This is a genomic window from Delftia sp. JD2, assembly GCF_001682645.1.
GTDB lineage: Bacteria > Pseudomonadota > Gammaproteobacteria > Burkholderiales > Burkholderiaceae_C > Comamonas > Comamonas acidovorans.
The window spans coordinates 1-13,267 of record NZ_LFJT01000057.1 but is presented as its reverse complement, the minus strand read 5'-3'; the positions used below and the strand labels follow the sequence as shown (position 1 = coordinate 13,267).

Annotated in this window: 9 protein-coding genes; 7 read left to right on the top strand and 2 right to left on the bottom strand. The window is 65.1% G+C overall.

Annotated features, from left to right (window positions below):
- Positions 1–312: 312 nt before the first annotated feature.
- From ACM14_RS23905 to ACM14_RS23890, 4 genes are all read left to right on the top strand, one after another.
- Positions 313–1,542, top strand: coding sequence for an EAL domain-containing protein (locus tag ACM14_RS23905; protein ID WP_065347519.1), 1,230 nt, complete (start codon positions 313–315; stop codon positions 1,540–1,542).
- A 293-nt stretch (positions 1,543–1,835) separates the two neighbouring features.
- Positions 1,836–2,945 (top strand): acyl-CoA dehydrogenase family protein, encoded by a 1,110-nt coding sequence (locus ACM14_RS23900; protein WP_084027435.1) that lies wholly within the window; start codon positions 1,836–1,838, stop codon positions 2,943–2,945.
- A 63-nt stretch (positions 2,946–3,008) separates the two neighbouring features.
- A complete protein-coding gene (locus ACM14_RS23895; protein WP_065347517.1) occupies positions 3,009–3,875 on the top strand; it encodes a phosphate/phosphite/phosphonate ABC transporter substrate-binding protein in 867 nt (288 codons plus the stop codon).
- Between the two features lie 8 nt (positions 3,876–3,883).
- Positions 3,884–5,152, top strand: coding sequence for a ferritin-like domain-containing protein (locus ACM14_RS23890; RefSeq protein ID WP_065347516.1), 1,269 nt, complete (start codon positions 3,884–3,886; stop codon positions 5,150–5,152).
- 237 nt (positions 5,153–5,389) lie between these two features.
- On the opposite strand, the gene ACM14_RS23885 is transcribed toward ACM14_RS23890, so the two are convergent.
- The gene (locus ACM14_RS23885) at positions 5,390–8,248 is read right to left on the bottom strand and encodes a midcut-by-XrtH protein (RefSeq protein ID WP_065347515.1); all 2,859 of its coding nucleotides are present in this window, start codon (positions 8,246–8,248) and stop codon (positions 5,390–5,392) included.
- 215 nt (positions 8,249–8,463) lie between these two features.
- A complete protein-coding gene (locus ACM14_RS23880) occupies positions 8,464–9,081 on the bottom strand; it encodes a LysR family substrate-binding domain-containing protein (RefSeq protein ID WP_254662126.1) in 618 nt (205 codons plus the stop codon).
- A 47-nt stretch (positions 9,082–9,128) separates the two neighbouring features.
- On the opposite strand from ACM14_RS23880, the gene ACM14_RS23875 reads away from it, so the two are divergent.
- The 3 genes from ACM14_RS23875 to ACM14_RS23865 all read left to right on the top strand — a co-directional run.
- Positions 9,129–9,677: a porin gene (locus ACM14_RS23875; RefSeq protein ID WP_230355195.1), complete on the top strand. Its 549-nt coding sequence runs from the start codon at positions 9,129–9,131 to the stop codon at positions 9,675–9,677.
- A gap of 309 nt (positions 9,678–9,986) precedes the next feature.
- Positions 9,987–11,471, top strand: a complete 1,485-nt coding sequence (locus ACM14_RS23870; protein WP_254662125.1) for a helix-turn-helix domain-containing protein — start codon at positions 9,987–9,989, stop codon at positions 11,469–11,471.
- A 69-nt stretch (positions 11,472–11,540) separates the two neighbouring features.
- Positions 11,541–13,267: methyl-accepting chemotaxis protein (locus ACM14_RS23865; RefSeq protein ID WP_065347514.1), on the top strand; the 1,727-nt coding region annotated here is incomplete at its 3' end.

The following is a 13,267-nucleotide window of genomic DNA, read 5'->3' as shown; positions in this document are numbered from 1 at the left end:
GTCAATCCGAACAGACGGACTCGACCTGCGCACTTCAACCGCGCATACTTAAGTCTGTTTTTCTCACTACTGCTTTGGGTTGCAAACGGGGTTGCCACTGAGGTTGCAACTGGGGGTTCGATTGGGATTTTCTATCGCGCGGCAACCACGATTTGCCGCGTATCGGTCAATGGAGCGGATTAATGATAATTCATTCCTTTTATCAACTCATATCGCACCGCTTGGCCATCGCACTCGGAGCCGAGGATAGCCAGCCCGCAGGCAGCGTGTGAATTCAATGTGCGTACACATCTGATAGAGCAGATCAACGAAATGAGCCTTCGTAAATCCACATTCGCACCTTTGAGCAGAATTTTCGCTTTTGCCATTGAACTGGATGGAGTCGACCGTGTTCTGTCTGTCGTTCGTCGGCATCTCGGCATGGATGTCGCCTTTGTAGCCCGATTCCGGGAAGAGGATCGGGTGCTGGAGCATGTGGACGAGAGCACTGCCGGAGTGATTTTCCAGCATCAGAAGATTCCATTGAGCGAGGGCTATTGCCAGAAAGTGGTCAATGGCGAGTTGCCGGAGTTGATTCCCGACACCTCCCTGTTGGCCGCGGCCCAGGAGATACCGGAAACGCACACCATTCCTATCGGCTCACACCTGAGCGTTCCCATCCGCCTGGATGACAACCAATTGTTCGGCACCTTGTGCTGCTTCAGCCACCAGCCCAATCCTGCGCTGAATGCGCACGATATGTCGCTGCTGCGGGCATTCTCCGATTTATTGGGACTTCATTTCAGTGCGACTTCTGCCGTCCGGCATGCAAGAGACAAAGTGACGCACGAAATTCGGCTTGCAATGCAAGGCAATGCGCTGCGCCCCGTATTTCAGCCCGTATACACCATCGCGACCGGCAAGCTGCACGGTTTCGAATGTCTGTCACGCTTTGACCTGGAGCCACGTCGCCCGCCCGACCAGTGGTTCAAGGCAGCGCATGAGGTGGGGCTGGGGCTGGAGCTGGAGCGCCATGCGATCGACACAGCGCTTGGCGCACTTGGCAGCCTGCCCACCGACTGGCTGCTCGCCGTCAACTGTTCGCCGCAGCTGATCCAGTCGGGGCAGTTGCCCAGGCTTCTGGGTTCGGACCGGGATCTCTCTCGCGTGACGCTGGAAATCACGGAGCATGCCGCCGTGGATGACTACAGGGCTTTGGCCGATGCACTGGCGCCGCTGCGGCGCCGGGGCGCAACCTTGGCAGTCGACGATGCGGGGGCCGGCTACTCCAGCATGCGGCACATACTGCATCTGCAACCAGACATGATCAAGCTGGACATGAGCATCACGCACGATGTCGATACCGACCGCAGCCGCCGTGCGCTGGCCAAGGGCCTCACGAGCTTCGCGCACGAGATAGGAAGCGTGGTGGTTGCCGAGGGTGTGGAGACAGCCGAGGAATTCAACACTCTGGCGAGCCTGGGCGTGGATTTGGCCCAGGGCTACTTTTTTGCCAAGCCGATAGGGCCGCAAGAGGCGCTGGCAATGGGCGCTGCAATATAGGCCACGATCTTCCTGCAGGCATCCTCGTCCGGCCGCCCGCCGCCTGTTGGCCGAAACCGCCGAAGGCAGCACCCAGCCACCAATTGACCGAAATCAAGCGCCACCGGCAATTGCGCCCGGCCGCCGCGCACCCGGCGCATAATCTTTCGCATTCTTTCCCCCAGCCCATCCGCCATTGCAGGTCTGCATGCGGCAGGCGCGCCCAGCGGCCATCGCGGCGCTCCAGCATTTCCCCAGACTTCCAGCAAGTGCCTCTCGGCAGGCGGCCATGGGCATGCCTACGGTGAACCCAGATGGAAGTTTTGCAGCAACTCGAACCCCTCATGCGCGAGATCATCGCGCCCCAGGCCGCGCAGATTGACGAGCAGGCGCGCTACCCGCGCGCTGCGCTGGATGCGCTGGCCGCAGCCGGCCTGCTGGGCCTGATCAGCGCCAGCGAGGTGGGCGGCCGGGGCAAGGGCCTGGCCGAGGCGGTGCAGGTCATTGAGCGCATTGCCCAGGACTGCCCCTGCACGGCCATGGTGCTGACCATGCACTACTGCGGCGTGGCACTGATCGAGCCCTTTGCCGATGACGCGGTGCGCCACGACATTGCCGCCGGCCGCCACATCACCACGCTGGCCGTGTCCGAGGCGGGATCGCGCAGCCATATCTGGGCACCCACGGGCACGGCCACCGCCGCTGAAGATGTCATCCACCTGAATGCGCTCAAGAGCATGATCACCTCGGCCGGCGAGGCCGATTCCTATGTCTGGATCTCGCGCGCCACGCAGGGCGAGGGCAATACGCTGTGGCTGGTGGACAGCCGCCTGCCGGGGCTGTCCATTCCCGGGCGCTTCAACGGCATGGGGCTGCGCGGCAATGCGTCGTCGCCCATCGAGGCGCGCGATGTGGGCGTTCCACGCGCCCGCATGCTGGGCGCCGATGGCGAGGGTGAGGCCGTGAAGGGCCGCCACCTGATGCCGTTTTTCCCCACGCTGATCGCCACCACCTCCATCGGCCTGATGCAGGGCGCACTGCGCCGCGCCGTGGCCCATGTGGCGGGCACGCGCTTTGCGGAAAGCGGCAGCTCGCTGGCCGACCTGCCCACCATCCGCGCCTACCTGGCCCGCGCCCAGCTGCGCCTGGAACAGGCGCGCCTGCTGCGCGACGACACCGTGGCCGCCGTGCAGGCCGCCCGCCCCGACACGCGCACGCGCCTGCTGCAGACCAAGGCCGCCGCCGCCGAAGCCGCGCTGGAGGTGACCGACATTGCCATGCGCGTGTGCGGCGGCGCCGCCTTCCGCAAGGAGCTGGGCATAGAGCGCCTGTTCCGCGATGCGCGTGCCGCCTCGGTCATGGCGCCCACCACCGACGTGATCTACGACATGCTCGGCAAGGCCATGTGCGAAGCCGCTGCCTGAACCTGCGCCGAAGATCCTGTCGATAGCCTCAATCCCCTTCCCCATCCAGCAAAGGACTTCCGAATGACGACAACCGCCCCCGTGATCAAGCTCGGCGCCGTGGCCTACGCCCCCAAGGTGATCACCATCTGGGAAGGCTTCAAGGCGTATTTCATCGAGCGCGGCTACTACTTCGACTACGTGCTCTATTCCAACTACGAGTCGCTGACCGAGGCGATGATCGCAGGCGATGTGCACCTGGCCTGGAACTCGCCGCTGGCCTTTGTGCGCGCCGACCGCATGGCCCGCGCGCGCGGCCTGCGCGTGGAGTCCATCGCCATGCGCGACACCGACCTGGACCTGCATTCGCTGCTGGTCGTGCCCGCCGACAGCCCCATCCAGAGCGTGCAGGACCTGCGCGGCAAGACCGTGGGCTTCGGTGCGGTGGACTCGCCCCAGGCCACGCTGATCCCGCTGGACCATCTGCGCCAGGAAGGGCTGGTGGCCGGGCGCGACTACACGGCACGCCGCTTTGACGTGCTGGGCGGCAAGCACGGCGACCACATCGGCGGCGAGCGCCTGGCCGCCGCCGCCATGGTGGCCGGCGAGATACAGGCTTCCTGGATGGTGGGCAAGAACTACCAGGCCTTTGCGCGCGAAGGCACGCTGCCGGCCGGCGGCACGCGCGTGCTGGCCACCTCGGGCGCGTTCGACCACTGCAACATGACGGCCGGCCCGCACATCGATGCCGAACGCGCCGCCGCCTTCCGCGACATCCTGCTGGCCATGTCCTGGGACGACGCGGCCGTGCGCCCGCTGCTGGAACTGGAAGGCCTGAAGGTCTGGCACCCGGGCCGCGGCACGGGCTACGGCCTGCTGGAGCGCGCGGTGACGGACGAGGCCTTCTACGACGCCGAAGGCCGCATCACCGTGCAGGACTACCGTTACTGACACGCGCCATGGCCATGCCTGATTCCGACAGCGGCGCCCTGCACGCCCGCACCCTGCCCGCCTCCACCCTGCCTGTCATCGACCTGCAGGGTCTGGGCTTCGATGCCGGTGCCCATCTTCTGGTCAAGCACGCGCTGGCCGCCCTGCCCGTGGGCGGGCAGCTGCGCGTGACCGGCAGCGCGCCGGGCTGGCAGGCCCAGCTGTCGGGCTGGTGCAGCGACCAGGGCCACAGCCTGCGCTGGAAGGATGGCGCGGGTGCAGCACAGACCATGGCCATCGTGGCGCGCGGCGGCGCGCAGTCCGGGCGCTGGCGTGGCGCGGCGCAGACGGGCCGCAGCGATGCGCGCTCGGGCGGCGATGCCGTGGCCGCGCAGGCCCAGCCTTTCTGGGGCCTGGCGGCGCGGGGCGCGCAGGTGGAAGCCGGGGCGCCGGCCTTCCATTTCCGGCTCAGCGACAAGCTGCAGGTCTGGACCGACAGCGCCGCCGACCTCTACGCCCAGGCCGTGGCCGCGCAGTGGAATGCCGACACCGACATCGACTGGTGCGATGCGCCCGAGCTGCCCGCGCCCGTGGAGGACGCCATCGTCCAGCTCATGACCTACATGGTGGAGAACGAGAACGCGGCCCTGCTGGTGCCTGCGCGCTTTCTGGGCCAGCTGCACCCGCACTACCGCGAGCTGCAGGCGGCGCTGGCCATCCAGGTGGCCGACGAGGCGCGGCACATCGATGTCTTCACGCGCCGCATCCGCCGCCACGGCCGCGAGCCCGCGCTGTCCACGGCGGGTGGACAGGCCTCGCTCAAGAGCCTGCTGGACGAGACGGATTTTTCCGTGGCGGGCTTTTTGCTGTCGGTGCTGGGCGAAGGCACCTTCGTGCACCTGCTGCAGTTCCTGCAGACCGAGGCGCCCGACCCCCTCACACGCCAGATCTGCCGCCTGGCCGCGCGCGACGAGGCGCGCCATGTGGCCCTGGGCATGTCCCACCTGCTGTACCGCCTGCAGCACGAGCCCGGCTTCCAGCACCAGCTGGCCCAGGCCGTGGAGCAGCGCTTCGACAACCTGGCCGGCACCTCGGGCCTGAACGAGGAAGTCTTCGACGCCCTGATCCTCATCGCCGCTGGCGCCCTCACCCCCGAAGCCCTGGCCCGCGGCGCCGCCCGCGTGCAGCAGCTCATGCGCGACATGGCCGACGGCCGGTTTTCCAAGCTGCTGCGGCTAGGGTTCGAGCGTGGGCATGCCGAGCGGCTGGCTTCGCTGCATACGAGGAATTTCATGTAGACGGGGAACAGCCCACTTGAAGGCTGCGCAAGCACCCTCAATTCCGGCGAATGAAGCTCAAGCGCGTGCTCTTCTACTGCCTGCTGCCTTTCGCAGTGGCGCTTGCGCTTGTCGGGTTTCCCATGACGGTGGCTCCGCCCCGCGCGACCAAGGCGGGCCAGGAGCAGTCTGCGCCTGCGCAAGAGCGGCGTTGAGCTGCGGGAGCATTTCTCGCACGGCGAGGCCCGAACCCCAGCCTCAATCCACCATCAATTTATTGTTGTTCAGCAGCTGCGTGATGATCTGCTGATCCGTGGCGGCACCGGAATACAGCGTCTGCAGATTCACGCCTTCCAGGATGATCTGCTGGGTCTCGGCCGATGCCGAATAGCCTGCACCCACCGCATGGGAGTCTGCACCGAAGCCGCCCGTGTGGCTGACATGGACCCAGGTATCGCCTCCCGTGATCTCGAAGTGCAGGTAGTTGGCCAGGTTGCCTGCGGCATTGCTGGGGCCTGCGGATTCACCCTGCAGCAGGTCGCGCAGGTCCAGTACATCACCGCCTGCGCCGTTGGTTCCCGCTGCCGCCGTGGAGAAGTTCTGGATTCGGTCCAAGGCCGGCGTTCCCGCCGCCCCCTGATCTCCCAGCAACCAGACAAAGACATCCACAAAGTTCTCGCCCGCATCGCCGCCTATCAACAGGTCGTCGCCGGAGCCTCCGATCAGCCGGTCCGTGCCCGATCCCGCGTTGAGGGTGTCGTTGCCGCTGCCGCCGATCAGCACATCGGAGCCCAAGCCCGCCGACAGGTTGTCGTCGCCACCGCCCCCGAAAACGATGTTGTTTCCGCTGCCGGCGTTGATGGTGTTGGCGCCGTTGCCACCGGTGATGTATTCGTTGGCCGAGCTGCCCGTATGGTTGCCGCTCTCGGTCGTGGTGATATCCACGGTCGTATATGAGGCCTTGAGCGTGACCACGGTGGATGTCGATGCCGTGAAGCCGCCGCTGACCTCCGTCGCCGTGACCTGGACCGTGAGATACGTGGCGTTCGTGGTGTAGCTGCCAGGCAGATTCAGGATGAGATTGGGCAGGTCGGCCTCGGTGAATTGCCAGACACCACCACCCAGGTTCGTACCCGCATTGAAGGACAGATTGGTGGGCAGTCCACTGATCCTGATCGACAGGGTTTCCGAGCCATCCGTATCCACCAGCTTCGTGGTTATCGGAAACCTGACGCTGGTCCCGCCTGTGCCGTGTGCGATGGCCAGCAGGGACTTCAGGACAACGACCGAAGGAGCGCTGGCCGTTCCAACCGACAGATTGACCGTGCCGATACTGGTGCCGCCGCGCCCATCGCTGACGTCGTAGAGAAAGCTGGCCGGTCCTTCGTAGCCTGCAGCGGGCGTGAACAGCACCCCGCCCGCCTGCAATGCGAGGCTGCCATTGACCGGCGAATGAGCCAAGGTGATGGTCAGGCTGTCGCCGTCGGCATCCGTGTCATTGGCCAGCAGCGTGGCAAAGCTGATGCTCAGCGGGATGTCCGTGGCAACCATCAATTGATCTGCCACGGCAACCGGTGCATCGTTCACGGGAGTGACCGTGATGGAAACGGTGACGATGTTTCCCATGGCCTGCCCGTCGCTGGCACGGTAGGTGAAGCTATCGGAAGTCGTCTCGCTGCCGTTGTGGGTGTAGCTGAAGGTGCCATTCGCATTCAGGGTCAAGGTTCCATGCGCAGGACCCGTCACCAGCACCGCGACGAGCGGATTGCCGTCACGGTCCGTGTCGTTGGCCAGCACGCTGGTTGCACCGCTGGCAAGGACCGTGGCCACAGCGCCCTCGGCCACCACTATCGCATCGGAGACAGACACTGGCGGTTGATTGCCGGAGGGCGCAGCAGCAACCGTCACCGACACACTGGCCGTGGCAGAACCGCCCCTGCCGTCGCCAATGGTGTAGGTGAAGCTGTCGCTGCCGGTGAAGTTGGCGTTCGGCGTGTAGACCGGATTGCCCGTGACGGCATCCACGACCACGGAACCGTGGGTGCCCTGGGTGATGCCGGAAACGGTCAGGCTGTCCCCATCCGCATCGCTGTCGTTCCCGCGCACGGCGATGGTGACGGATGTATCGGCATCGGTGGTGGCCGTGTCGTTGCCGGCCACGGGCACCCGGTTCACGAAAACACTCAGCGTGCTGGACGCGCCGGTCTGCACGGTGTATCCGATGGCCAGCGGATGGCCGCCGCTGTAGTTCGCATCCGCCTGGAAAGTGAAGCTGCCGTCTGCCTGCAGCGCGAAGGTCCCGCGCCCCGCCACGTTCCGGGAGCTGCCGGCCGCCACGGTCTGGCCTTCATAGGTGAAGCTGGCGACCACAAGCGCCCCATCGGCATCGGAATCGTTGGACAGCACATTGCCCGTGCGCTGCCCGGCCGTGTCCACCTGCACGCTGTCGGGCGCAAGCACGCTGGGATGGCTGCCGCGCACGGTGTCCGCCGCCTCGGCGCACAGTTGCGCCACGTCCACCCAGCAGGAATCGCCCGCCTCCAGCGCGGCGCCGACTGCGCAGGAGCTGCCGGGACGTGGGGCCGTAGAGGGAATCGCGCCCGGCACGCCCAGCGGAAAGCAGGTGTTCCACACAGGGTCCGTGATGCCGGTGATTTTCAGCCGCACCGACGTCTGGTTGCGATAGACCACGGGCAGGAATCCCTGTGGTGCGCCATCGGCACCCACCGCTGTCGTCTGCACGGGAACGGTGAGCGTCTCGCCTGCGGCCTGGTTGAAGGCTTCCTGCAATTCCTGAATCTGGGCCTGCACCCGCTCGCCCCAGACCGCCGTGGCCGCGGTCACGACAACAGCACCGCCCATGGCCCATGCACGCAGGCCGACCAGGGAGATCCGCCCTTTTTGCACACCTCGCACAAGGCAGGCCCCCAAGGCCAACGCCAGCAGCGCAAGAGCGCCAGGGTGGTCCACAGGAATCGCCGCCGGCGCCACGGCTGCCAGCGGTGCCACCGTAATGCTCTGGGCCTGGGCGGCCGGTAAGGCAACAGCAGCAGCAAGAGCGCTGCATGCCTGTACGAAGCCGACGCCACGAGCGGGGAAATGGAAACGTTGCAGCATGGGCCTTGCCTGGAGAATGCGAACCAAACCGGCGAGGGAACAGCCCTTGCCGCTGCCTTCAGGCACATCACAAACGACTGCGCTGCTGACAAATTCTTACTCTAGGCGATCGCTTTCGCCGCGCATATCCCTGAAAACAGGTAATTGGCCAGCCGACGCCGCGAAGAAAGGGGCCATTTGAAGGCCGCATGGCCATACCAGCATCGGTAACCCCCTTACCGCAACCGCGCCAATCTCCGCCCGAACTGCTTCAACTCCAGCGCAGCAGCCTGCGCCACGCGTCCTGCATCGCTTTCGCCGTCAGCCGCCCCGGCCACAGCCAGCACCGCCAGCCGGCTCTGGTAGCGAGATTCCTGCAGCGGCCTGAACACCAGCTTGCCCCGGTACAGCGAGGCAAAGGACGAGGGGACAATGGCCACGCCCAGGCCGCAGGCCACCAGGGCGAGCACGTTGACGAACTGGCCGGCCTCGTGGCGTATGGAGGGGGTGAAGCCCGCGTCCAGGCACAGGGCCACGGTGCGGTCGAAGTAGTCGGCGTCTTCGTAGCGCGCAAAGCCCACGAAGGGCTCATGCGCAGCCGACTGCAGCGGTAGCGCGCCTTCGCCAGCCGCCAGCGGATGGGACGGCGCCATGGCCAGGCAGTAGGGATCGTCCATTCCGGCCACTTCCTCGGCCAGTGGCTCGCCCTTGCCGGGGCGCCCGAAGCCCAGGTCCAGCTCTCCGGCGCGCAGGGCGCGCAGTTGCTGCGAGGTGATCATCTCGCGGGCTTCCACGCGCAGGTTCCAGCCGGCGTCGGCAATGCGGCGCAGCAGGCCGGGCAGCACCGAGTGCATGGCCGACGGAACCAGGCCCAGGCGAACCGCGCTACCAGTCGCCGAACATGGGCGGCTTCACGGTGCGCGGCATGTATTCGTTCGGCGAGGCGGCGGGCTCCAGCGTGGCCAGCCTGTACGGCGGCTCCGTGGACTATGCGGCCGGGCCCTGGGCACTGGGTGCATCGTGGATGCAGCGGCGCACCACGGCCGTGAATACCGACCGCTATGCGCTGCTGGGCGCAGCCTATGACTTCGGCGTGGCGCGCGCCGCGCTGCTGCTGTCCACGCGGCGCGACGACCTGCCTGCCGCCACCAGCGGCCAGGGCCGTTTCTACGAGGCCAGCGTGACCGTGCCCATGGGCATGGCGGGGCAGTGGCTGCTGTCCTATGGCGCCTACCACGGACAGGCTCGCGCCCAGAGCGATGCGCGTGCGCTGAGCGTGCGCTACGACCACGCGCTGTCCAAGCGCACCAAGCTCTATGCGGGCGTGGGCCGCATCCACAACGAGGCGGGTGCAGCCTTCACCATCAACACCGCCAGCAATGCAGGGCCGGTGGTCCAGGCAGGCAGCCGGCCCAGCTCGGTGGTGCTTGGCATATCGCACGCCTTCTGATTGCCGGGGCAGGCGCGGCCAGCGCCTGCCATGCCGACAGGGCGGCCCGACTGGAGTCTGGCCGTTGTAACAACCCCATGGAATCCAGGGAATATTTCGCCTATTTGAATGGATTTTTCCAATCAGAAAAAGTCTGTCCAATCAGCGAATTAGGAGATTTTCAAGAGAGAAAGTTTCGCAAAAAGACAAGTGCCTGCGTGATCCGGCAAGAAAAATAAAATCCAAATGTAAACAATTGTTTATCTGGCCTGTAAGATTCTTCCAGTCAATCAGTGTTTCCCCAGGAGGGTGTTGTGAAGCACCTCGCCGATGCATTCATCGGGAAAATGCATCGCACCCGCCTGGCCATTGATTTTTTCATATAAGAATTCTTACTCATTCACTCTTTTGACGCACCACATCCACGGCCACCAAGATGAGAGCGCATCCAGATTATGGAGAATAATATCCGCCCATCACCAGCAAGCCGATACTGGATATAACAAAATCAGCCGGGCCGAGGAATTGCTACAGGCCTGCAAATGGCCAGAGCCTTCCATATATCCCCTGCTGGTGCTCAGATATGTGCAGGAAGCACAGGCCATTTTCGAGCTGCACCGCATGCCCGACCGCGTGGTTTCATGCCGCATTGCAGCCGCCTTCATCCATTGCCAGCTGGGCGAAGAGCGCAATGCGATTGCACTGGCCACTGCCGCAATGGCCAATCCCGCGCTGCTGCAGCCGGAATCCATGGCCTGCGCCACCTATGTGAGGGCGCTGGCGCACAGCCGGCTGGGCGAGCTCGATACCGCCTTGCAATTGATCGAAGGCAAGGACCATGATTTCGCATTGATGGCGCCGGGCATCACGCCCTGGCTGTCCGCCCTGATCAATTGGGCCAGAGCGCAGATTCTGTGGAAGATCTATCTCTACAAGAATCACCAGAATCTGTGGTGCGGTCCGCCCCCGGATTCAGGCCTGGTCCAGCTCGGCGCCGCAGCACCCGACAGCGCCGACCTGCAGGCGCTGCTGGAGCGGGTCGGCCGCCAGCTGCCAACGGGCCTGGCCTGGCCCTACAGCGATTTGCTGCAGCTCTCGGTCAAAGGGCTGGATGCGGGTCGCCGCGAAGCCGCTTGCGTGATCCGTGCCATTGAACGCATCGGCGTCCGCCACCAGATCAAGAACCCGCCGATTGCCGGCTGGGCCTGGCTGAGCAGCGCACTGGTGCACTGCAGCAAGCGCCAATATGCCCAGGCCCTGCAGGCGGTGATGCTGGCAAAGTCCACGGCCCAGACCTACCAGCTCGAAGGCCTGTGCCGCAATGCCTTGGTCTACGAGTACCACATACAGGAAACGCAGGGCGATTTTGCAGGCGCCCTGTCCACGCTGAAGGCGCTGAACATCATGCGACTCAAGAGCATGGCCATCAGCCCCTATCTGGAGAAATCCAGATTCACGGCCATGGACGAGGCACGGCTGCACGATCTGGAACCCGCCTATGTCAAGCGCGCCCTCCAATACATACAGGAAAACCTGGACAAGAAACTACCTATCCAGACCATTGCCGACCATTGCCGCGTCAGCCGGCGCACATTGGAGGTTTCCTTTCGCAACAGCCGGTCGTGCAGCATCGGTGAATATATAAGGCAAAGCCGTATCCATCTTGCGGCCGAATCGCTGCTGACCACCGACCAGAGCATAGGACAGATTTCCTCGCAGCTTGGTTATTCCTCGCTCTCATCATTTTCCAGAGATTTCTCCGGACATTATGGAATACCGCCGTCTGTCTGGGTCCGCCACCATCGATTGGCGTGATCCGGATTTTTATGCGATGCGGCCCGATTGCGTGGCACGCAGCCATATTGAATACTGAAAGGAATACGCATGAAATACCTGAAAAACATGAAGACGGGCTCCATGTTGGGTCTGGGATTCTCGATTCTGATTGCCATCGCGCTGTCGATTGCGCTGTATGGCCGCGCCCAGCTGGTACAGGCCTCCGATGATGTGGCCTACCTGGCCGACAAGCGGATCACCAGCCTGCTCCGGCTGGTGGAGATCAAGGGCTCGGTGGAGTTCATCTTTCGCGGCGTGCGCAGCATGGCGCTGATGGAGGACGCCGGGGAAAAGAAGCTGGCCAAGGCCGCACTGGATGCACAGCGCCAGAAGATCAACCAGTTGATGGAGAAATTCCGCGAAGGCCTGAGCACACCGCAGGGCGTTGCGCTGTACGACAACATGAAGAACGCGCGCATTGCCTATCTGCCGCTGCTCGACCAATTCATGGAGGCGGCCACGCGCCACGACCTGCAGGCCGTCTCGGCCATGCTTGGCGAAAGCGGGGAGTTCCGCAAACGCCAGGACGCGTTCTTCAACTCCATCAATGACATCCTGGCCCACCAGCAGGTACGTGCCACGGAAACGGCGCAGGCCTCCGAGGACAAATCCCTGGCTGCCGGGCGGCTGATGCTGTCCCTGGCGCTGGCCGCATTGGCCATAGGCGCGCTGGTGGGCTGGGCCATCACGCGGCGCATCACGGGCCTGCTGGGCGGGGAGCCCGCCTACGCGGCGCAGATCACGCAGGAAGTCGCCAGGGGCAACCTGGCGGTGGCCGTGGCGCTGCGGCCCGGTGACACCACCAGCCTGCTGGCTGCGCTGAACTCCATGCGCGCGAGCCTGGCAGACATCGTCAGCCAGGTGCGCCACAGCAGCGAATCGATTGCCACGGGCGCCAGCCAGATCGCCTCGGGCAACGCCGACCTGAGCGCTCGCACGGAAGAGCAGGCCGCCAACCTGGAGGAAACGGCCGCCTCCATGGAGCAGATGACCGCCACCATTCAGCAGAACGTGGACACGGTGCGCAGTGCCTCGGGCCTGGCCCAGTCGGCCAGCGCCACGGCCGTGCACGGCGGCGAGGTGGTGCATGGCGTGGTCAGCACCATGGAGGACATCACGCACAGCTCGCGCAAGATCGAGGAAATCATCGGCGTGATCGACGCCATTGCGTTCCAGACCAACATCCTCGCGCTCAATGCCGCCGTGGAGGCCGCGCGTGCCGGGGAACAGGGCAAGGGCTTTGCAGTGGTCGCCTCGGAGGTGCGCTCCCTGGCCCAGCGCTGCGCCAACGCGGCCAAGGAGATCAAGGGCCTGATCAGCGAGAGCGTGGGCAAGGTCGCCGCCGGCTCCCGCCAGGTGGCCGAGGCCGGCAACACCATGAACGACATCGTCACCCAGACGCACCGCGTGGCCGAACTGATCTCCGACATCGGTGCCGCCACGCAGGAGCAGTCCCAGGGCGTGACCCAGGTCAGCGACGCCGTGCAGCAGCTCGACCAGGTGACGCAGCAAAACGCCTCCCTGGTGGAAGAGTCCGCCGCCGCTGCCGACAGCCTGAACAAGCAGGCGGCGCAACTGGTGCAACTGGTCAGCGTGTTCCGGCTGGATGAGAACGCGACCCGCCCGCAGGCCGCCCTGTCCAAGTCCGCGCCGGTGGCAGCGGCCGTGCCGGCGCGCGCACAGACCGCCAGGCCGTCTCCGGCGCTGGCCCCCGCCGCGCCCCGTACCAAGCCCCTGCGTGCGGCAGCGGCGGCGGCCTCCAGCGCGCCTGTGGC

What these genes read in the sequence shown, in the direction of transcription:
- ACM14_RS23905 (WP_065347519.1), top strand. Translation starts at nt 313, where the DNA reads ATGAGCCTTCGTAAATCCACATTCGCACCTTTGAGCAGAATTTTCGCT.
- ACM14_RS23900 (WP_084027435.1), top strand. Translation starts at nt 1,836, where the DNA reads ATGGAAGTTTTGCAGCAACTCGAACCCCTCATGCGCGAGATCATCGCG.
- ACM14_RS23895 (WP_065347517.1), top strand. Translation starts at nt 3,009, where the DNA reads ATGACGACAACCGCCCCCGTGATCAAGCTCGGCGCCGTGGCCTACGCC.
- ACM14_RS23890 (WP_065347516.1), top strand. Translation starts at nt 3,884, where the DNA reads ATGGCCATGCCTGATTCCGACAGCGGCGCCCTGCACGCCCGCACCCTG.
- ACM14_RS23885 (WP_065347515.1), bottom strand. Translation starts at nt 8,248, where the DNA reads ATGCTGCAACGTTTCCATTTCCCCGCTCGTGGCGTCGGCTTCGTACAG.
- ACM14_RS23880 (WP_254662126.1), bottom strand. Translation starts at nt 9,081, where the DNA reads ATGCACTCGGTGCTGCCCGGCCTGCTGCGCCGCATTGCCGACGCCGGC.
- ACM14_RS23875 (WP_230355195.1), top strand. Translation starts at nt 9,129, where the DNA reads ATGGGCGGCTTCACGGTGCGCGGCATGTATTCGTTCGGCGAGGCGGCG.
- ACM14_RS23870 (WP_254662125.1), top strand. Translation starts at nt 9,987, where the DNA reads ATGCATTCATCGGGAAAATGCATCGCACCCGCCTGGCCATTGATTTTT.